Origin of the sequence: Bacillus sp. DHT2 (assembly GCF_026241455.1) — a bacterium.
Classification (GTDB): Bacteria; Bacillota; Bacilli; order Bacillales; family Bacillaceae_G; genus Bacillus_A; species Bacillus_A pseudomycoides.
This window is the reverse complement of sequence record NZ_JAPHWH010000004.1, coordinates 140,350-161,808: the sequence shown is the minus strand read 5'-3', so window position 1 is coordinate 161,808 and position 21,459 is coordinate 140,350. Positions and strand designations below refer to the sequence as shown.

Genomic DNA, 21,459 nt, shown 5'->3' with positions numbered 1-21,459 from the left:
CATACCGATTAAACCCTCAATTATTGTAGCACAATCCTTACTAGAAGAAAATGAAAACTACTTATTGACTTGTAAAATATCAGTTATATTTTCACTTGTAACTCCTTCATAATAAACGATTTTTGATAAATATTTCACTGTGGATTCTTGCATGAAAAGCAATTGAATAATGCAGAGACAAATAAATTGAATCAATAATATACGAATTAAAGCTCCCTCAATTTTTTTCAAAGAAATATCCTCTTTTCATTTTTCTCACTCATTCTAACAACTCACGATAAAAAAATTAAGAATCCATTCCCTTCAATTATTTCCAAAATAAAGTAGTCAACTTTATTTTCATTTCTAATACAAACTTTTATACATTTCCATTGTCGAATCTAGTAAAAACATGGTATGTTCTAAATGTATTTTTTGACTAGAAAGGGGTATAAGCATTGAAAAAAATCCTAGTTTTACACACAGGTGGAACAATCGCAATGGAAGAAGATAAAGAAACTGGGGTTGTACAACCAGGGGAACAAAATCCTCTTTTAAAATTCATTCCAAATTTAGCGGATGATATTGATTTAATCGTTGAAGATGTCTTTCATCTTCCATCTCCTCATATGACTCCTAGCGAGATGTTACAATTACAAATCATCATTGACGAAAGAGTAAAACATGAAGATATCCATGGCGTTGTCATTACACATGGTACAGATACATTAGAGGAAACTGCATACTTTTTAGATTTAACTGTACAAGCGAACATTCCAATCGTTGTAACAGGTGCAATGCGCTCTAGCAATGAATTGGGTGCTGACGGTTTATATAACTTTTTATCAGCTGTAAAGGTTGCAAGTAGCAGCGAAGCGCTTGGAAAAGGTGTTCTTGTCGTGTTAAACGACGAAATTCACTGTGCAACAAATGTAACAAAAACACATACAAGTAATGTTGCAACATTCCAAAGCCCTCAATACGGACCAATCGGTATGGTGACAAAACGCGGCGTTGTCTTCCATCACGCTCTCGTAAATCATGAAACATACATGATTGGGCAAATTTCTAAAAATGTTGTTGTGTTAAAGGCATACGCTGGTATGGATGATACATTATTAGCAGCAATTGAAAACCTACCGGTCGATGGGATTGTAATCGAAGCACTTGGTCAAGGTAATTTACCACCACGAACGCTTTCTAGTTTACAACGCTTAATAATTAAAGGAATTCCAATTGTTCTCGTTTCTCGCTGCTTTAATGGAATTGTCCAAGACGTATATTCCTATGAGGGTGGAGGAAAACAATTAAAAGATATGGGAATTGTTTTCACATACGGTTTAAATGCCCAAAAAGCTCGTATTAAACTACTTGTTGCTTTAGAATGTACTCATTCTCAAGATAAAATCCAACAAATGTTTATGCACGATTAAAAAATAAGCTGTCGAAAAATTCGACAGCTTATTTTTGTTCTCTTGATACAACTGTTTGTGTAATTGCTCCACCATGAAATCTTCCATTCTCAATAAAAATTTCATTCGCATTATTTCCAGCTGCAATAACACCCGCAATAAAGATATTCTCCACATTCGTTTCCATTGTTTCTTCTGTAAATATCGGACGCCCTGTTTCTTTATCAATTTCTACTCCCATTTTTGTTAGGAAACTATGATCCGGGTGGTATCCCGTCATCGCAAATACAAAGTCATTTTGAATTGTAAATAACTCTCCGTTGCTTGTATACGTAAGCGTATGTTCGGTAATTTCTTTTACGTGAGCATGAAACTGCATTTGAATCGTACCATTACGTACTAACGCTTCAAATTCAGGTAAAATCCACGGCTTAATACTCTGCGAATATTCTCCCCCGCGATATAACACCGTTACACGTGCTCCAGCTTTTACAAGTTCTAGCGCAGCATCTACACTTGAATTTTTCCCTCCTATTACAACTACATCTCTGTCAAAATAAGGATGTCCCTCTTTAAAATAATGAGATACTTTCTCCAATTTTTCTCCAGGAACGTTCATATAGTTTGGATTATCATAATATCCCGTTGCCACTACGATATATTTCGCAGCGTATGTTTCCGTATTTCCATCACGCTTCATCGTACTTACTCTAAAGAAGTTCCCATCCTTTTGCACTTGTTCTACGCGTTCAAATGCATTTACTCGCACACCTTTACGCTTTACCACTTCACGATAATACGCAAGCGCTTGATTACGAACTGGTTTGCGGTTTTCTGTAATAAAAGCAACATCACCAATCTCTAACTTTTCACTAGAGGAAAAAAACGTTTGATGAGTCGGATAATGATAAATCGCATTCACAATATTTCCTTTTTCAATTACTAGTGGATTGATTCCCTGTTGCTGCAGTGAAATCGCTGCTGCTAATCCACACGGTCCGCCCCCGATTATAATAGCTGTTTCTTTTTGCATACTCGGTTCACTCCTAGTCTTCTGCCTCAATCTCTATTTATTACAAAACAAGAAAAAACCTACTTTCAGCAGTAGGCACCTATCTTTATTGTATTCATTTTTCATATATTTGTCATCTAAACGATACGTACATTCGATAGACGTCCGCTAAAAATTGTCTAAATCGTATTCCTTGTTGTCCCAATACATTTTCTGGATCAATCTTCCTCGTAGGATCAAGTGTTTTATGAGATACAATATCCTTTTTAGGATTTAAATTGAATGTATGACATAAATAAGCATGGTACCATGTAAACCTCGTGTAAGAATCCCAAAAGTTAACATTACCTCCATAACACATTTCAACACCAATTGCTGCTTTGTTCGCATCATAACCAAACAAATCATTGTCTGTTGGTACATTATATCTTACATGATACGCTACCTCATCAATTGGGATAATTTCTAAAATGGTTGTATCATCTACAAAGGTATGCGCCGATGCTTTCGGTTGTATTTCGTTAAAGTAATCTCGATTTCCTATCGCATTGCTGCCAGGATTCCCCGTATCATGGCTTACAATGAACCTCACCTTCGAAAGGCGGATTCCTGGTCGGGAGCTTCCGTACCCAATATAATTTCGCTCTATAGGGAACATCACCATGTCTATCAACTCCGCTCTAGAAAATTACCTTTCTTCTTTATATATGTATTCAACCTCGATATCTATATAGTACATTTCTTACACAAAGAGAAAATCAAAAATATTCGAAGTAAATACCATAAATAATAAAATACTTACAGCCGTTCCATAAAACCCATAAAACCAAACACAGTCTTCTTTTGTATCTAAACCGAAAAATTTATTTACGGATTGTAACAAAGAGGAACGTTTTACATGTTTTTTTCGTAAAACCTCTACCCGTTCCATAACATCTGTTGGCATCATAAATCTTTGGTCTGCTGTCATTTTCATTATTAATCTCTCCTTATCTTGTTTCCGTTTTGTTTATCTAAAGAGAGTATAGCACAAACGTTCTATTGGAACAAGTGTTCTTTTTTATTTTTTGTAATCGATCATCCATTTTTAACAATATTACACCTATTAACAGTAATTATTTAACCGAACCACTTTAAAAGTAATATTATAATTCCCCAGACGATAGCTATCACTGGCCCAACAATACATACTCCAAACAACAAAGACATAATTCCTTCTCCAAATATTTGCAGTACACTCGCCCTTTCACTAGAATTCCTTTTCTTTAACCTTTCTTCTAAATATACGATTCTCTTTTCCAATTCATCCACTCGCTCACTCACATCAATCTTCGTTTGCAATTTTATCTCCACATTTTCTATGATCCTTATTATGTACTTCAATAAAAAAACGTGGTTTCCTTGAAGGAAACCACGTTCTCTCTAAACTCTTTATTCTATTATACCCAGCCTCTAAAGCGGCTAGCTTCTGCCATTTTACGTACACCAACCATATAGGCTGCTAAACGCATGTTCACTTTACGAACTTGTGATGTTTCGTAAATAGAATCGAATGATCTTACCATTACTTTTTCTAAACGTTGTTCTACTTCTTCTTCTGACCAGTAGTAACCTTGGTTATTTTGCACCCATTCGAAGTAAGATACAGTAACACCACCAGCACTTGCTAATACATCAGGAACAAGTAAAATACCGCGTTCTGTTAAAATTTTAGTTGCTTCTAATGTAGTTGGACCATTTGCTGCTTCTACAACAATTTTCGCTTTAATATCCGCAGCATTCTCTTCTGTAATTTGGTTCTCGATTGCAGCTGGAACTAAAATATCACAATCAAGTTCTAATAGCTCTTTGTTTGAAATTGTATTGTTGAACAATTTCGTTACTGTTCCGAAGCTGTCACGACGATCTAGTAAGTAGTCGATATCCAATCCATTTGGATCATGTAGTGCACCGTAAGCATCAGAAATCGCAATTACTTTTGCACCAGCATCATGCATAAATTTAGCTAAGAAGCTACCAGCGTTCCCAAACCCTTGGACAACAACGCGAGCGCCTTTAATATCGATACCGCGTTTTTTCGCAGCTTCGCGAATACAGATTGTTACACCTTTTGCAGTTGCTGTTTCACGCCCATGAGATCCACCTAATACAAGCGGTTTACCTGTAATAAATCCAGGCGAATTAAATTCATCGATGCGGCTATATTCATCCATCATCCATGCCATAATTTGTGAGTTTGTAAATACATCTGGAGCAGGAATATCTTTTGTTGGACCAACAATTTGGCTAATTGCTCGTACATATCCACGGCTTAATCTTTCTAATTCACGGAAAGACATTTCACGTGGATCACAAATGATACCACCTTTACCTCCACCATATGGTAAATCAACAATACCACATTTTAAACTCATCCAAATAGAAAGTGCCTTCACTTCGTTTTCTGTTACATTTGGATGGAAGCGAATTCCACCTTTCGTTGGACCAACAGCATCATTGTGCTGTGCGCGATATCCTGTAAATATTTTAACAGTCCCGTCATCCATACGAACTGGAATTTTCACTGTCATCATACGAATTGGTTCTTTCAGTAATTCATATACCTCGTTTGGATAACCCAACTTTTCTAGGGCTTCGTTAATAACAATTTGTGTTGAATTCAACAATTCAAAATGTTGCTCCCTTTGTTGTGTTTGTGTTTGAGCTCCCTTTTCGGCTACCATAGTAAGTAAACCCCCTGTAATTTCACTTGTTTAGTAAACCTTCATTGCCTAGTATACACCGTTAAATTTGGAATGCAATAGAAAACGCTAACAAATGTATACAAACTATTCTTTATTGCAAGCGTTTTCACTATTATTATAGTCCTTTTATCGCTTTTAGAAAAGTAAAATACTTAAATATTTAAATGTTTTTTATATCACAATGTATTTTAGTCTATCTAATATCGAAAAATACTAACAAAACCTCAAGCTATTTCTACTAGCTGAGGTTTTGTTTTAAGACAAAATACTTGTATATTTGCTGAATTGCTTGAGAATCCATTAATTCTTTTCCATATTCCATAATACGATAAATTGTTGCTGTAGAAGAATTACCGTATTCTGCTAAAATCGCAATAATATCTGCCTTTAATAATGGTGTTTCTTCTTCCATCCAAAGATAAAAACGCCCATCCCATGTGTAGAGTTTCCCTCCGGTTACACCGAGATTATACAAACGATTTGCCAACGTAATCACATCTTCAAACGTTGCAAATTCATACAATATATGTTCACTCTCATCTAGAGTTACTTGCATCTCAATAAACTCATCACGAAACTCATCTTCTGTATCGGTTTCGTGATTTTCTTTTGTGACAATTACAACCATTCCTTGTGCTTGTAAAGAAAAAACTTCAACCGCAATTGGACCATCCGCTTCAAATCCAAGTTCTTTATTTGCTTCTTGCATCATATCGCGAAATAACTGTTGCACTTTCGGAGCATTTTTCCATAAATCCTCCTTCGTCAATCCTCGCTCAGATAAATCGTCAAACGTTAGGAAAATTTTGATTTTATTATAATTTAAACGTTCCAGCCTCATCTTGTAACCTCCCTACGTAACCGTTGTATCTAATTTTTATTATATGAAATAGAAAATAGATGGTTCTTTTCGAACAACTATTCCGACGTATTTAACCATTTATCCCATTCTTTTTTTGTATCACCAATGAACACATTTTGAAGTCCAATCTTGTCTTCATCTGAAACAAACTGACTTGCAAATCCAACAAGCCCTATGCAGATCTTTGAATTCTGACTTTGCAACTTCTTAATCAAATTTAGTGCGCCTTTCAAATATCGCTCTTTTGAACATGATATAAACACATATTTGGGTGCAAATTGCTTAATAACTGTATGAATCCCATCTTCCTCTAGGCCTGTCCCAAAATATGTTGCTTGATAGCCTTTCAAACGTAAATATATTGTGAAAACAAAAAGGTTTAATGTATTCAATTCTCCTGGTGCGCATATAGCCAAAGCTTTTGGCAAAATAAAATTAGTATGCGTATTATGATAAATCATTCCAATGCGTGAACATAAAAATGAATCTATATACCGCTCTTGTACAGCTGTTATCTCATCATTTCTCCGCATAGTCTCCAATTTATCAATAATCTTAACAAATATATGAGTGATTACTTTTTCTGTTGTATAAATAACAAATGCCTCGTTTAATAATTCACGGGCATGCTTTTCATCAAATTTTAACAAATAATGAAGGATATCGTCTACTAAAAACACTTCTGTACTGTACGCTACTTCAACTAAATTGTGATTTTGCAATCGATTGCTCTCTAATAACTGGACTGCTTGACCAATCATAAATCCTTCATTCACTTTATACATTAACCATTTTAAAATTCTCACATGCTCTTCTGTATATAGGCGATGCCCAGCATCATTGCGCTTTGGAGCAATAATATGATATCGTCTCTCCCAAGCCCGCAGCGTACTCGGCTGAATTCCAAGCATATTCGAAACAGCTTTTATATTATATTTCCCTTTTAAAGTTGGCATGTTTTTCCCACCTTTAAACCGAACATCTCTTATTTTTTTCCTTGCAACGTAATTAAGTGCGTTTGGGCTGGAGCTCGAAAACGTAGTGGTATCAATGTCGTTCCATACCCATTACTCACAAATAAAGTTGTATTCGGATACTTATATACGCCGCCTTTTAGATATCGTTTAAAATGAAATAGACGAATTTGTCCCCCATGGGTATGACCACTTAATACGAGGGAAATTTGTTCTTGTCCAGACATTTTGTTTACAATAACAGGATTGTGGCTAATAAGAATACGAAAGCCATTTTCTTGACAATCTGCTAGTGCCAAGTCTAAACGATCCCGTTCTAATCCAACATCATCCACCCCTAATAAGCAAAGCTTGTCGCCAGAATCTGATTCAAACAGCACTCTTGTATTATCTAAAATTTTCACACCATGTTCTAGTAATAACGCATCTAGTTCATGATAGTCAATTTCATAATCATTATTTCCCCATACAAAATATATAGGACCAATTTTACTTAATGTTTGAACATTAGCAGCAATTTGTGATAACGATACACCTTTCTCAGCTAAATCACCGCCAATAATAACAAAATCAGCTTTTCCTTTTACATTTTCAATTAAAGAAGGCGAAACAATTCTCCTATGAATATCTGAAATGAAAAATATCCTGACCTTTCCAAAGCTTTCCGGGAAATTTACAAATGATAAAGTGTGTTCTAGCAATGTATTACGCAATGCTTCTCTATACATCATAAAAAGACAAATAAAGCCAATACATATGAACGTGCCACCTAAAATCCACAACATATATTTTTCTCAACTTCCCTCTCAACAAAATGTAATTTTATCAAGCTATATTGCAATAAAGATGAATAAAATCTCATCCGATACAAAATACTTCATTCACCTTTTCAACCACTCATATAACCATTATTTTACAGCTACTATTCCTTCTCCGTTTTCTTTTTGACAGGAATTTTCAATTCTTTTCCCACTTCTAACTGATTGTCTTGTAAATTGTTATAGCGTTTAATGATTGTAGCCCCATCTTCATTGGGAAAATACTGTTTCCCAATACTTTCAAATGTCTCACCCGCTTTTACAATATGCGTTTCAAATTTTTCTGGCTGCTTCTTTTTTCCTTCACCATGTTTATTTGAATCGAAAAAAATCACTTCAAACGCATTTGTTCCAGGGACATCATTCTCTTTTGCACTTTTCACTTCGATATACTTATCCGTATACCATAAAATACTAAGTGGTAACAAAATAAATAAAAATGTTAAAACTCGAACAAAAAAGTGGTTAATCTTAAATTTAGATTTTTTCTTTTCTTTATTTCTATGAACCTCACTTCGCGGCGGTAAACCTTCTTCTGTTTGCTCTTCTTCCAATTCTTCTTCAAAATCGGGAATTTGTTTCCTCATGCTGTTCACCACCACCTTTCATTTATTTTCTTAATTGAAGTCCCATTATAAAATCAACAAGAAAGTGTGCAAAAATTGTTATAAACAAATTTCCTGTCCATTGAAACACATATCCAAATACAAAACTAATCATACATACAAAGCAAAATAAGAATGGCTTCATCACATATCGAATATGTAAAACAGCAAAAATAAGGCTAGCAATTACAAGTCCGAAATGCGTCTGTAACACACCCCGAAATAAAAATTCTTCAGCAAATCCAATAACAAACGTAATAACTAATAATTGTATGACAGAAATCCCTTGGAACATCCGCTCATTAATTCCACCATCATCAAACCACGATTCTGGGAACACTTGCATTGCAATATAATCAAATAAGATGACACCACCCGCAACTCCACTACCTATTATAAGGATGGAAACAGGTTCCCATTTCCACAAATCATAAAATTCATTCCTATTTGGAAATAATATATAGGCTAACGCGCAGCCAACACCTATAATTATTAATTGTGTTATATAGAGGTTAAGCCGTATTTCTTTCGGACCTATGTCTTCAATACTACGCCTTTGAATGTTCATCATTCCTCCGTTCTCTCATACCAAAGAGCAATTGTAACTCCGCTTCCCAATTATAGTCGAAAATTGATTGTCTTGCTCGTCTTTTTTTATAATCTTCTTTGGAAATACCGCAGTAGTCACAGCAGTTTTTTACCTCAGCTTCCTTCTTATATCCAAATTGATGTAGCATTTGTTCCCGTCTACACCCTTTAAACTGGAGCCACGATTTCATATTTTCTAATTGCCTATATTTATTCCGAAGACGCCCGTCCACTTCTAACATCAATTTTTTCATTTTCTCATCTGACAAGGATTCCATAATGAGCTTCTTCTGTTGTATGATTTTCATCTTTTCTAAATGATAACGTACAAAACGCCAATGCTGCTCACTAAACCTTGCGGCATTATAACAAATTTCTTCCACATCTTCCATTGGCAATACTTTCGTTTGGAACATCTTCTCTTGTAGTAAGGAAAATAAAAATTGAATTTGCTGTTTATTTGGTAATTCATCCTCAATGATAGAAACTGGTAGATCATGATCCAATGGACTACAAAGTAGAATCGCAATACTCATCTCTCCATCTCTTCCCGCTCTACCGATTTCTTGTAAATAAGAAGCAATATTTGCTGGATAATGAAAATGAATAATATATCTTGTATTCGGCTTGTTTACCCCCATACCAAATGCACTTGTACATATAACAAGCTGCAGTTGATCATTCATAAATTGTTGCTGAATTAACATCCGCTCTTCATGTTCCATTCCACCATGATAAAATGCAACATCTACTATACCTTTACTCCTTAAATATTCTGTCAGGCGCTCCGTCCAAGCCCTGCTAGAACAATAAATAATTCCTGGTCCTTGTAAATAAGTAACTTGCGTGAGAAGCGCTTCCTTTTTTTCTTCTATTGTTTGTACAAATTGTACTTCCATTGCAATATTTGGACGATCAATCGAATACACATGCTCTGCTACATTCGTAAGTTTTAAACTTTTTATAATATCTTGTAATACTTCTTTTGTTGCAGTAGCTGTTAATGCTAATACCGGAGGATGTCCAATAGCCGCTATAACTTGATCTAATTTTTTATAGTCTGTTCGAAAATCGTAACCCCATTGCGAAATACAATGTGCTTCATCAACGACAAATAGCGAAATATGAATCTTTTTTAGTTCTCTTATTATTGCTTCAGTTTGCAGCATTTCGGGCGAGACAAAGACAAATTTATAAGAAGATAATCTTTTTATCGCTTCTTTTTTCTCAGTTAATGTACGGAAACTATTAAACGCAATCACACGATTCTTTACTATATATTTAAGCTGCGTTACCTGATCTTCCATTAAGGATAGTAATGGAGAAACAATCAGTACTGTTCCATCTTGCATAAGACCTGGAAGTTGATAGCACATTGATTTTCCTCTTCCAGTTGGAAGCATCGCCACAACATCTTTTCCTTGCAACAAATCCACAATAACCTCTTTCTGTCCTTGACGAAATTCGTTATAACCAAACCACTTATACAGATAATCCTCAAGTCTCATTTACACCCTCCATCTGTGCTAACACAAGACGAATTTCAAAATAAGAAACTGTTTCTCCTACCGCTTGCTTTAATACACGCAACTTACGTGTTTGTAATGTTTCAATAATGCGCTGCACATGCTTAATTTTATTTTTCCCAATGAACATTTCAATAGAAAAATCTCGTTCTCGTAATGCAATTTCAACAAAATGATCCTCTATTGTTGCAACCTTTAAATTTCTAATCGTTGCAATTTCATCTAAAGAGAGCCCTTGTCTCCAAAGCTGATATGTTTTCTGCGTGGATAAACTAAACAAATCTGCCCTTTCATTCGGATAAGAAATAATTTTTGTTAATAACGGAAACTCTTTTTCATCCTCTCGAACAGATTGAATAAAGAAATGAATGGTACCCCAAAATAAGAGATAGATGCGAAATACATCTTGGTTTGTAATTTCTGCAAGTTGTTTTAATGTATATCCAATCCGTTCATACCCAGTTAGTCGATATGTAAAAATCGTTGCTTCTATTGGCAAAGTATCTTTCAACAGCATATGTATCTCTTTCCACAAACCTGCCGCAAGTTCACTTCTTGTATACGGTATCCCGATGAGGAACTGCTTGACCCACATCATGATCTCTGTATCTTGTTGAATAGGAATAAATTTCGCATTTTGCTGTTGTAAATTTGACACAGTTTGAATAATTAATGAAAGTCGTTTCCAAAAAAGTTCGCCAAGATCACCATAGTGTAAACCATGTAAATACTGTGGAAAAGAAAGTGTTTTTTTCCAAGTTTCCAGTTGTTCCTTTCCAGCATCAGTTAAAATGTACGTATTTTCATGTACATTCTGAATCCATTCTTTATGCAATACATGTTCAATTTCCTGATCATAATCAGAACGTTGTAATGATTTGTATATTCCAAACAGAAAAGAAATGTGAAATATATTTCCGTCTTGTAGTGTTTGTGAAGAACGTTTTCCTTTTAAAAGGTGATAAATGGAAGAAACAGTTCGTTCACCATTTAATTGTTTTATGCAATATAGTAAAGTATATTGTAACTGCATCACCGCTTCCACCTTTCAATTACATTTATCCCGCTATTTGCTGGCAGTAAAAGCCCGATTGGTGAAAGCTTTCTATCGATAGGGATGAAGAGAACCCCACTGATAGAAGTTTCACTTTATATTCTCTATTGTATCAAACTGTACAGCATTTAGGCATTTTGAAAATCTTGTGAAATAAATCAAAAATAAGTTGACACTCTAATTGATAAGCATTATCATTATAATTTTATGTTGAAAAGTTTGAAAAACCGTTTTACAATAAGGTTATAATTTTTATAGCGAATATTTTCACATACATATTATCAGGAGGGAAAAGAATATGGCAAAATATACAATTGTTGATAAAGACACTTGCATCGCATGCGGAGCTTGCGGAGCTGCTGCACCAGACATTTATGATTACGATGATGAAGGTATTGCATTTGTAACATTAGATGATAACCAAGGTATCGTTGAAATTCCAGATGTATTAATTGACGACATGATGGACGCATTTGAAGGTTGTCCAACTGACTCAATTAAAGTTGCTGACGAATCATTCGATGGCGACGCTTTAAAATTCGAATAGTCTTTTTATTAACTTCAAAAAATCCCCCTCATTTTATGAGGGGGATTTTTTGTTATTCATCTAACTTACAATTTAAAAAGCCATCAGCGATATTCTCTCCTCTGATGGCCAAAATTTCTATGCATTTTTCATTTTTGCAAATACCCATACTTTTAAACGTGAAAACAGCGCTACAAACACAACTGTTACAACAATTCCTTTAATTAAATTAAATGGTAGAATTGCCGCTACAATCATTTGTCGCATACCACTGCTAGACATAGCAGGCTGATTTAAAAACCAAGTGTACGCTGGTAAAATAATGAAATAATTTAACACACTCATAATGATAGACATAGCAACCGTTCCTAACATTAACCCTGTTGTTAAACTTTTCACTGTGCGATGCTTACGAAATAAGAATGCCGCTGGACCAATAAATAGACATCCCGCAATGAAATTAGCTACCTCTCCAACTGGAACTCCGGTTAAACTTCCTTGAATCCCATAGTGAAGGATATTTTTTATCCCTTCTACAACTACACCTGCAATCGGACTAAAAATAATCGCTGCAATTAAAGCTGGCACATCACTAAAGTCAATTTTTAAAAATGGCGGAAGTCCTGGAAATGGAAAATCCAACATCATAAGCAAATACGCAATACTACTCAGCATCGCCACACTCACCATTTGTACTACACTGTTTTTTTGTTTCATCATTCTCTCTCCTTTTCCATCGATCATCTCATGGAAAGTGGAAAGGTTCTGCTATGCCTATTTTTTCATGATACGAAAAAACCCTTTGTGGTTTACACAAAGGGAGAATTTTTAGGCACATCAAACAGACGTTCAAAGAGCTATCTTTTTTGAACGCTTGAACCTCCATCTTCTCCCATCCAGACTGTACTGTCGGCTTTGGAATCTCACCAAATCCTGCCTTAACGGCTCGCGGGCTTAGAACGAAAAGCAACTGTTCATCACCGCCGGTCGGGATTTTCACCCTGCCCCGAAGATAGACCGATATTCTATTTTCTTCACCATTATACAACAACATCATACAGTTGTGAATAAAAATGTTTATAACTTACGAATAGTAAGCATCGTTCTATATAAGATTTGTCTTATCAATACTCAATAAAAAAGCTATCGAATTATTTGACAACACAATCCATATTTTTTACAATCTGACTTTTTCCTGCGTAATTCCCTAGTCATTCATACAGAAAAGTGATAAGATGTTGAATTGTTAAGATAAGAGCATTTTCTTAATACGGAGGAAATGTCATGAAGAAAGAAAAAAGACACTCTATTCAAGAAACGATGAAAAAAAACTTAAGAAAAGAATACTTTTATTTAAAAAAGGAATTACTTTTCTACTGTCCAATTGATTTAGGCACATTTTCAAGAGAAACATACTATGCTACTTTTGACAAAGAAGGAATTAGTGTATATCAGTATGATAAAACAACAGAAAGTAAACTAAAGCTACGCGAGCGTCATCTGTGGAAAAGTTGGGATAAAGTGAAAATTGATCACTATTTAACAACATCACAATTTGTTTTCCAAGGAAAACGAAATTGGATTCTCTCTCTCTTTCATAAAGGGAAAGAGGCCCAAAAAATAATTAAAGAACATACTTCTTTACAAACAGAAGTTGTTTCCCGATCCTTTTTGAAAAAGCTTCCTGGTTTTCGTTCCAATACAACTTTAAACAAATATATAGGCAGCATTTGTTATACAGCACTTATTGCATTTTTATTAAAGTGGATAATTCCATTTCAAGTACAAGTTGCCTTGTATTCGTTTTCTATCGGCTGTATGCTCCTTGGTCTACTTTGCTTTACAATCGGACTAATCGAACCAACCATTGTATTATTTCGAACGAAGGAAAAAACAAGGACAAAGGTCTTTTATTATTATAGCTATTTAGCCATTTCTGGATTTATATGTGTCTTTATTTTTTGGTAAAAAAAGAGCTAGTCCTACTAGCCCTTTTTTTAATTCATATATAATTTTTGATTTGGATAAATTCGATCTTGTTGTAATGCATTTTTTACTTTTATCTCATGAACAGTCATGCCAAACTTACGGGCAATACTGACCAATGTATCCCCTTTTTGCACAATATACATCGATGATGAAACCACTTGATCCCTTTCTTCATTTAAAACAAACAATGGATTCATTGCATTTCTTTTCCCAAATGTCCAAGCACCTTTATGAACTTCTAAGTGCAGATGTGCACCTCGTGATTCACCTGTGTTTCCCACTTCACCAATTACCTCACCTCTTGTAATATGATTCCCTTGAAATACATATCTCTTATTTAGATGGGCGTAAACGGCCTCATATTCTCCATGCTTAATAAACACTACATTTCCATAACTATTTGAAAAATAGGATTTTGTCACCGTTCCACCTCGAATAGCTGCAATCGGTGTTCCGATTGGAGCAGCTATATCAATACCATAGTGTTTTCCATTTCTTGTTCCAAAATAGTCACTAATTCTTCCATCTACCGGCCATGTCCATCGTCCGTCCTCAGCATAAGCATATAATTGAGAACTAAAAAACAATCCAAAGACAAGTATCCCGACTTTTAAGCCTTTCATATACATCCTCCGTTTTTTAATAACCGCCACACTTTCTCTATTGTGGTATATTACGGAAAAAAGTATACAAAAAAGAAAGTGAATTACTCCACTTCCTTTTTACGAAAAACAATTGCACTTCGTTTATATTCAACATCTTTCACCATAAGGCGAGCATTTATCACCCTAGCTATCGCGAATAAATAATCAGATAATCGATTGACATATCGTAATACAACTTCATTTATTCCCTCTTGCTTTCCTAATGATACAATATAGCGCTCAGCTCTCCGCGTTACCGTACGTGCAACATGGGTCACCGCAGATGCTGGGCTCCCGCCAGGTAAAATAAAACACTCTAATGGCGGCGCTTCTTCTATGTAGTGATCAATTCGTCCCTCTAAATATATGACCATTTCTTCTGTTACTTTATAAGGTAATTTTTGCTGCACAATTGCTAAATCCCCACCGCAATCAAACAATTCATGCTGAATCTTTTCAAGCTCCTCATGTATGTCTTGAAAGCATTCTTCTTGAAGCATAGTCATCGCATATCCAATATGAGAATTCGCCTCATCAATTGTTCCATATGCTTCTACACGAATATGATCTTTATCAACTCGTCCACCTATAATACTCGTTTGTCCTTTATCTCCTGTTTTCGTATATAGTTTCAAATATTCTACACCTCTCTTTTTAATTTTTATTCATTACACGATCCATCAAATGTAAGTATACATTGAAAAAACGACTTAAACCTTTCTTTTTTTGATGGGAGAGAGCATCCGACCATGCGTAGAAACGGTCAGTACCTTTTAGCCCCATGCCATGTGAGAACAGAAGGAGAAAATGAGCGGGGACCTTCTTTTATTTTCATAGCCGTGAGTTATATGCCAGCAAATCAACATGGATTTATTCTTTCCTTAGTCTAAGCTTCTTGTCTTTCAATCAACTTTCATAGAGAGACTACCATCTACAAATCGTACAATAAAACAAAAAGCTCTAATATTCTTCATTCCATTGAGAAAATATTATAAACTCAAAAAGAATAAAAAATACTAGAACTTCAGTATTCACTCACAACAATATCACTTATATCGATTGACCTGGTAAATATACAGAGAATATTGTTCCTTCTCCAACGACACTTGATATAGAAACTTTACCATTATGCCCTTGTACAATGTTTTTAGCAATTGCAAGCCCTAAACCAGTACCACCTGTTTTCCCACGTGTTCTTGCTTTATCAGCTTTATAAAAACGATCAAACAAGAACGGAATGTCTTCTTCAGGAATACCAGCACCTGAATCTTGCACTTCAAACATGAGTCCATTATTTTTCGTATCAATAATAAGCTCAACATGACCACCTGCATTTGTATGCCTGATTGCATTGTCAATTAAGTTCGTTAATACTTGCTCCATACGATCTGGATCAAACGAATGTTGCTCAATTGGATTACGGAAATCAACTGTTAACCGCACATTTTTTTCTTTTGCAATCCCTTGAAATTTGCGTCCAATTTTCTCAACAAATGGATGAATATCCACTTCAGATATATGCAATTCAACATGACCACTTTCCATACGCGCTAAATCTAAAAGCTCATTCACAAGGCGACCTAAACGAACTGACTCATCATAAATAATTTGTACAAATTCATTTATTTCTTCTTTTGTTTGAACAATATCATCCAAGATTGCCTCACTATACCCTTGGAGCATAACCATCGGTGTGCGCAATTCATGAGACACATTCGCAATAAAATCTTGACGCATTTTTTCAAGGCGACGCTCTTCTGTCATATCACGAAGCACCGCCACAGCACCGCGAATTTTTGTTTGATTATATAGCGGCGTCATAAGGACAACGTAGTTACCCTTTTGTAAATTAATTTCAATGACTTGCTGTTGCTCACTTTCTACTACAAGATGAAACAACTCAACAAGTTCCGGCGGTAAATTCCTACTTAATTCCAACTCTTTTTCTTCTTGCCAAACTTGTAAAAAATGCTCCGCCGGCGGATTGATAACAACAACCTCACACTCTTGATTCAGCGTTACAACTCCATCTGCCATACTGCTTAAGATACTAGAAAGTTGTTCTTTTTCTTGCTGTAGTGCATTGATATTAAACTTTAATTGTTTTCCCATTTGATTTAACGCCGTTGCTAGCTCTCCTATTTCGTCTTGCGAAACCATAGGTGCTTTCGTATCAAATTTCCCGCGCGCTACTTCAAAGGCCACTTCACGCATTTTACGAAGTGGAGCTGTAATTCGTGTCGATAAGAAAAATGCAAAGAACGTTGTTAAAATAATCGCAATTCCCGCTGATAAAAAAATAAAATCTGTCGCTTTTTCCATACCTTGTTTCGGAACTTGCAATGATTGATACACAAACACCGCACTATGATTTGATGATTGCAGCGGCTTGCCAACAATCATAATATCATTTTCAGAGTTCTTCTTCGTTTTGTCATCAGACACTTTTTTTATTTTTTCTTTATTTTCTTTTTTATCTATAAAAACAGCTGCTAAATCTTTATCCTTTTTCAGATCTTCTATTGTAAGATCTACCAATCCTTCTTGTTTCGGTGAAGAAGAAACTTCATGATCCCCCTTCACAATAATAATCCGTGAGAGCGGATCAGCAAACTTATACGCGATATTCTCAATCGTTTTTTCGTCTGCACCTTCTTCAATTAATTCCGAAACACTTGTCGCTACTTTTGTAAGCCTGTTTTCACTCATTTCAATATAGTAATTATCAAAAAACTGCGAAAGCAAAATGGCAACAAAGCCAAGAACAAATGAAACAAGAAGCAATATGGTCATCCATAGCTTTCCTACTACACTTCTCCAAAGCATCAGTCGTTCACAACCTCAAACTTATAACCAACACCCCATACAGTTACGATCATCTTCGCCGCATCAGCTGATTTTTTACTTAATTTTTCACGTAAACGCTTTACGTGCGTATCTACTGTACGCAGGTCTCCAAAGAATTCATATTGCCATACCTCTTTTAATAATTGCTCACGATCAAATACTTTATCAGGAGCCTTTGCTAAAAATAGTAACAATTCATATTCCTTTGGTGTTAAATTGACTTCATCACCATCAGCAGTAACGCGATGCGCATCGTTATCAATTGTTAAATGCGGGAATACAATAATATCTTTTGTTGTTGTATCTTGTGTAAAGAATGTTGTTGTCACAGAACGTCGCAAGACCGCTTTTACACGAAGGACCACTTCACGTGGACTAAACGGCTTTACGATATAATCATCCGAGCCAACTTCAAATCCTTGCACCCTGTTTACTTCTTCACCTTTAGCTGTCAGCATAATAATTGGTGTCGCTTTTTTCTCGCGAATCCCTTTACACACTTCAATTCCATCTTTTCCAGGCATCATGATATCCAATAAGATTAAATCATAGTCATTTTGCAATGCTTTTTCTAAGGCTGTATCACCATTGTCAGCCTCATCGATTGTATATTGTTCTCTTTCTAAATACATTTTTAATAAACGACGAATACGATCTTCATCATCCACAATTAAAATTCTTGGTTCATTTTCCATTGCTTCCCGCTGCCCGAAAAAAACATGACAACGGTTCACACCTACCCTTCTACGATATAATACTGTTTTTACTTTTATCTCATAATAGATAATTCTAAAGCGTCCAACTTCCACCTTAACAATTATACTTCACAAGAATAATAAAGTTTGTTCATTTCTTTTCCAAAAATATGTATTTTTTTTGAACAGGACATTTAGTCCTCGACATCATTTTACAAAATCAACCTTTATTTTGCCATGTTTTTCTCAAAAAAGAAAAGAAATTGACAAAAATAAAATAGGAAAGTGACAACCACTTTCCTATTTTATTACGCTTAACTGAACGGTATGTCCCCTCTAAAAAAGAGAAAAAACCTTACGCATATGAGTGTAAACCAGCAATAATTAAGTTTACAGCTATAAAGTTAAACATTATAATGGCAAATCCAATTACCGCAAGCCATGCCGACTTCTCACCATGCCAACCTTTAGATAGACGTAAATGTAAAACTGCAGCATAAAAGAGCCATGTAATGAGTGCCCATACCTCTTTTGGATCCCACCCCCAAAAGCGCGTCCATGCAATTTGTGCCCAAATCATCGCAAAAATTAACGCTCCTAACGTAAAGACTGGAAATCCAATTGCAATAGATCGATATCCAATTTCATCAAGTAAATCACTGTTAACATTTTTCACTACTGGCTGAAGGGCCGCTGATACTCTTTTTCGTAAAATTAATCTTAATACAAGATATAGTCCCGTTCCAACAAGCAGTGACCAAATTACTGTATTTAATTTCTTTGCATTTATTATAGCAGGCATTTCTGCAATCGGTTCAAGTTTTCCAGTTGTTATTAACTTCCCTTCATGGGGTCCAACAAGTGCAGGCAGATTATATTTCATCTCGACTTTTTGTTCATTTTTATCCACCCATTGAAACTTTGCTTCATATTTCGTTGCCGAATAAACTGTTGTTACCGCTATGAATCCGACAGCGCAAACGAGTGTAAACACAACTGTTTCTAACCAAAATGTCCGTTTCGTCCTTTTTGACTGATCTACATTTTTAAGCAAATATATGACACCTGTAATAAAACTAATTGCTAAAATAGCTTGTCCAGCTGCGGCCGTTGTTACATGAATATGTAGCCAATTACTTTTCAACGATGGAATAAGCGGTGAAATTTCTCTCGGAAACATACTTGCATATGCAATTAACAAAAGGGCTACTGGTAAAGCGAATAATCCGACTATGCTTACACGATACATGAAATACATAACAATAAAAGCACCAACAAGCATCATGCCGAAGAATGTACCAAACTCAAAGAAATTACTTACTGGTGCATGCCCTGAAGCGATCCACCTTGTTACAAAGTATACAGTTTGAGCGACAAATCCTAAAATTGTTATGGTTATACCTATATTTGCCCACTTCCGACCTTTTTCTTTAATCGCCCCCCCGAAGAACAGTGTTGCAATTAAATAGAAGATGAAAGCGGCAAATAAGAAATTACTGCTGATTTGCACCATATATTCTCCCCACCTTAACTAATTTTTTGATCATTTACTTTGTCGTATGGTTGTGGAATTGTTGTTCCTTCAAGCACTTTCTCAATATCTTTCCGCAAGCCAAACCAGTTTTTATTTGTATGGCCAGCAATCCACCATTCATCTTTAACACGTTGTATCCAGATACGACGATGATTCCAATACATCCCTTGAATCACACCAACCATGAAGATAAATCCTCCGATTCCAAGAATCCATAGTGTCAAATCTTTTCTCACAATAAGCCCCGTTGCATTTCGCATTTCTACTCCTGCAAAGGTCATTTTATATTGATTATTTCCTTCTGGTTCTATGTTTTGTTGTATACCTACAAAACTCACTTCTCCTTCTGGCGTCTCTGGTGTAAACATTTTAAAAACGAAAGCTGGGTTGTTCGGAATCTTTGTTTTTGTATTTGGCTGACCATTCTCATCAAAATAAAAATCAGGAAAATAACTTAATAATTTTATAGAATACCCATCTCCTAAATCGTATGTTTCTTTTGGATTTTCTAAGTTAACTTTAATGGGTTTCCATTTTTTCTGATTGTCTTTTTTCTGTAAAGAAAAAGACATACTACCAAATTCATTTTCTTTAAAATCTAGTTGATATAGAGCAAACTGATCAAATTTTAACGGTTCATTCACTTTAATTTTAGATTCCTTTACCTTTTCTAACTTTGGTTTTTGTCCAGCTATATTTTCTTCTACAGCTTTATACAATACAGCATTTGTTTGGTAGTTTTTAGCGATCATTTTATCGCCTACACGCTCAATCGCATCATTAAATACTTTATCATCTTTACTCTTGTCATAAACTTCTTTTATAAACTTTTCATTCTTCAAATAATATTTCCCATCAGTTCCTGGGATCTCTTTTGTTTCCCCATCACGTAGCCACAGTGCTTCATCCACATACATACTCGGAAGAAAACGTAGCATTGCTCCGAATAGAAAAATGATAAGACCGATATGATTCACATATGGACCCCAGCGAGAAAATCTTCCTTTTTCCGCTAAAATATTTTCGCCTTCGACTCTTACATTGTAATTTTTTTTCTTTAAATTGGCTTGAATCTGTTCTAAATCCCCCTCTTTTGGAGAACCTGTCCCATACAATCGTTGTCTCTTTAAAAAACTTGGGTGTCTTTTTACACCCTGCTTTTTTAAAGCTTTATAAAGCGGAATTACACGATCTAAACTACATATCACAAGTGACACACCAATCGACGCAATTAAAATTATATACCACCATGAGTTATATAATTTATTAAAACCCAATTGGTAATATAGTTGTCCAAGAAAACCATATTCCTGTTCATAATATTCACTTGGTGTAACACCTGGAGGTATATACATTTCTTGCGGAAATATGGTTCCAACTGCTGATGCTAATAGAGTGATAACAATGAGCCATACCCCCACCTTTACGGAAGAAAAAAAACTCCAAACTTTATCTACTATCGTTCTCGTATGAATAAGAGAGCGCCGGGCACTCCCCTCATATCGCATATCTAATAACCTCGTATCTTCCTTGTTTTCAAAAGGTTTCCCGCAAGCTTCACAAAAAATTGTGCCTATTGGATTTACATGTCCACATTCACACTTTATCTGTTCCAATATTCTCACCGCCTCTTGTTTCTATTTATCATTG

Annotated in this window: 23 protein-coding genes and 1 riboswitch; of the genes, 3 read left to right on the top strand and 20 right to left on the bottom strand. The window is 35.3% G+C overall.

The features are described from left to right. Positions 1-57: 57 nt before the first annotated feature. The gene (locus ORL93_RS12060) at positions 58-231 is read right to left on the bottom strand and encodes a DUF5359 family protein (protein WP_003196311.1); all 174 of its coding nucleotides are present in this window, start codon (positions 229-231) and stop codon (positions 58-60) included. Positions 232-437: 206 nt separating this feature from the next. On the opposite strand from ORL93_RS12060, the gene ORL93_RS12055 reads away from it, so the two are divergent. Beyond that, on the top strand, positions 438-1,412 hold the full coding sequence (locus ORL93_RS12055; RefSeq protein ID WP_003196313.1) for an asparaginase: 975 nt from the start codon (positions 438-440) through the stop codon (positions 1,410-1,412). 28 nt (positions 1,413-1,440) lie between these two features. On the opposite strand, the gene ORL93_RS12050 is transcribed toward ORL93_RS12055, so the two are convergent. From ORL93_RS12050 to ORL93_RS11995, 12 genes are all read right to left on the bottom strand, one after another. Next, on the bottom strand, positions 1,441-2,424 hold the full coding sequence (locus ORL93_RS12050) for a YpdA family putative bacillithiol disulfide reductase (protein ID WP_097794223.1): 984 nt from the start codon (positions 2,422-2,424) through the stop codon (positions 1,441-1,443). Between the two features lie 112 nt (positions 2,425-2,536). Next, positions 2,537-3,067, bottom strand: coding sequence for a peptidoglycan recognition protein family protein (locus ORL93_RS12045; RefSeq protein ID WP_003206547.1), 531 nt, complete (start codon positions 3,065-3,067; stop codon positions 2,537-2,539). A gap of 78 nt (positions 3,068-3,145) precedes the next feature. Continuing rightward, positions 3,146-3,382: a DUF3961 domain-containing protein gene (locus tag ORL93_RS12040; RefSeq protein WP_026008432.1), complete on the bottom strand. Its 237-nt coding sequence runs from the start codon at positions 3,380-3,382 to the stop codon at positions 3,146-3,148. 140 nt (positions 3,383-3,522) lie between these two features. Further along, positions 3,523-3,744: a hypothetical protein gene (locus ORL93_RS12035; RefSeq protein ID WP_033798763.1), complete on the bottom strand. Its 222-nt coding sequence runs from the start codon at positions 3,742-3,744 to the stop codon at positions 3,523-3,525. Positions 3,745-3,842: 98 nt separating this feature from the next. Next, entirely contained in the window at positions 3,843-5,126 is a 1,284-nt protein-coding gene (gudB, locus tag ORL93_RS12030) for an NAD-specific glutamate dehydrogenase (RefSeq protein WP_003196304.1), read from the bottom strand. Positions 5,127-5,385: 259 nt separating this feature from the next. Further along, positions 5,386-5,988 (bottom strand): genetic competence negative regulator, encoded by a 603-nt coding sequence (locus ORL93_RS12025; RefSeq protein WP_006094247.1) that lies wholly within the window; start codon positions 5,986-5,988, stop codon positions 5,386-5,388. Between the two features lie 77 nt (positions 5,989-6,065). Continuing rightward, positions 6,066-6,965 (bottom strand): MerR family transcriptional regulator, encoded by a 900-nt coding sequence (locus ORL93_RS12020; RefSeq protein ID WP_097794225.1) that lies wholly within the window; start codon positions 6,963-6,965, stop codon positions 6,066-6,068. A 29-nt stretch (positions 6,966-6,994) separates the two neighbouring features. Continuing rightward, positions 6,995-7,768 carry a metallophosphoesterase gene (locus ORL93_RS12015; RefSeq protein ID WP_006094245.1) on the bottom strand — a complete coding sequence of 258 codons (774 nt, stop codon included), beginning with the start codon at positions 7,766-7,768 and terminating at the stop codon, positions 6,995-6,997. A 137-nt stretch (positions 7,769-7,905) separates the two neighbouring features. Next, positions 7,906-8,388, bottom strand: a complete 483-nt coding sequence (locus tag ORL93_RS12010; protein ID WP_006094243.1) for a LysM peptidoglycan-binding domain-containing protein — start codon at positions 8,386-8,388, stop codon at positions 7,906-7,908. Positions 8,389-8,410: 22 nt separating this feature from the next. Continuing rightward, positions 8,411-8,974 carry a CPBP family intramembrane glutamic endopeptidase gene (locus ORL93_RS12005; protein ID WP_097794226.1) on the bottom strand — a complete coding sequence of 188 codons (564 nt, stop codon included), beginning with the start codon at positions 8,972-8,974 and terminating at the stop codon, positions 8,411-8,413. Then, a complete protein-coding gene (locus ORL93_RS12000) occupies positions 8,955-10,502 on the bottom strand; it encodes a RecQ family ATP-dependent DNA helicase (RefSeq protein ID WP_097794227.1) in 1,548 nt (515 codons plus the stop codon). Before ORL93_RS12000 ends, ORL93_RS12005 begins: the two co-directional genes overlap by 20 nt. Then, entirely contained in the window at positions 10,492-11,553 is a 1,062-nt protein-coding gene (locus tag ORL93_RS11995) for a YpbB family protein (RefSeq protein WP_142308392.1), read from the bottom strand. The genes ORL93_RS12000 and ORL93_RS11995 overlap by 11 nt, the downstream gene beginning before the upstream one ends. 319 nt (positions 11,554-11,872) lie before the next feature. Here ORL93_RS11995 and ORL93_RS11990 point away from each other — a divergent pair, with 319 nt between their 5' ends. Continuing rightward, a complete protein-coding gene (locus tag ORL93_RS11990; RefSeq protein WP_003206564.1) occupies positions 11,873-12,121 on the top strand; it encodes a ferredoxin in 249 nt (82 codons plus the stop codon). Positions 12,122-12,238: 117 nt separating this feature from the next. Here the strand turns inward: ORL93_RS11990 and ORL93_RS11985 are convergent, their stop codons facing one another. Next, on the bottom strand, positions 12,239-12,817 hold the full coding sequence (locus tag ORL93_RS11985) for an ECF transporter S component (protein WP_033796014.1): 579 nt from the start codon (positions 12,815-12,817) through the stop codon (positions 12,239-12,241). A gap of 163 nt (positions 12,818-12,980) precedes the next feature. After that, a riboswitch (FMN riboswitch) is annotated at positions 12,981-13,118 on the bottom strand. Positions 13,119-13,384: 266 nt separating this feature from the next. Between ORL93_RS11985 and ORL93_RS11980 the strand changes: the two genes are divergently transcribed. Beyond that, complete coding sequence (locus ORL93_RS11980; protein ID WP_003206567.1) at positions 13,385-14,068, top strand: hypothetical protein; 684 nt, start codon at positions 13,385-13,387, stop codon at positions 14,066-14,068. Positions 14,069-14,097: 29 nt separating this feature from the next. On the opposite strand, the gene ORL93_RS11975 is transcribed toward ORL93_RS11980, so the two are convergent. The 6 genes from ORL93_RS11975 to ORL93_RS11950 all read right to left on the bottom strand — a co-directional run bounded on the left by ORL93_RS11975 (position 14,098) and on the right by ORL93_RS11950 (position 21,428). Next, positions 14,098-14,712, bottom strand: a complete 615-nt coding sequence (locus ORL93_RS11975; RefSeq protein WP_033796015.1) for a peptidoglycan DD-metalloendopeptidase family protein — start codon at positions 14,710-14,712, stop codon at positions 14,098-14,100. 83 nt (positions 14,713-14,795) lie between these two features. Then, positions 14,796-15,368, bottom strand: coding sequence for a cob(I)yrinic acid a,c-diamide adenosyltransferase (locus tag ORL93_RS11970; protein WP_265959080.1), 573 nt, complete (start codon positions 15,366-15,368; stop codon positions 14,796-14,798). A gap of 415 nt (positions 15,369-15,783) precedes the next feature. Further along, the gene (locus tag ORL93_RS11965; RefSeq protein WP_003206574.1) at positions 15,784-17,559 is read right to left on the bottom strand and encodes an ATP-binding protein; all 1,776 of its coding nucleotides are present in this window, start codon (positions 17,557-17,559) and stop codon (positions 15,784-15,786) included. Further along, a complete protein-coding gene (gene resD, locus ORL93_RS11960) occupies positions 17,559-18,275 on the bottom strand; it encodes a DNA-binding response regulator ResD (RefSeq protein ID WP_026008430.1) in 717 nt (238 codons plus the stop codon). Before resD ends, ORL93_RS11965 begins: the two co-directional genes overlap by 1 nt. Before the next feature lie 355 nt (positions 18,276-18,630). Then, a complete protein-coding gene (ccsB, locus tag ORL93_RS11955) occupies positions 18,631-19,788 on the bottom strand; it encodes a c-type cytochrome biogenesis protein CcsB (RefSeq protein WP_018764253.1) in 1,158 nt (385 codons plus the stop codon). Between the two features lie 14 nt (positions 19,789-19,802). Further along, positions 19,803-21,428 (bottom strand): cytochrome c biogenesis ResB family protein, encoded by a 1,626-nt coding sequence (locus ORL93_RS11950; RefSeq protein WP_265959135.1) that lies wholly within the window; start codon positions 21,426-21,428, stop codon positions 19,803-19,805. Between the last annotated feature and the right edge of the window lie 31 nt (positions 21,429-21,459).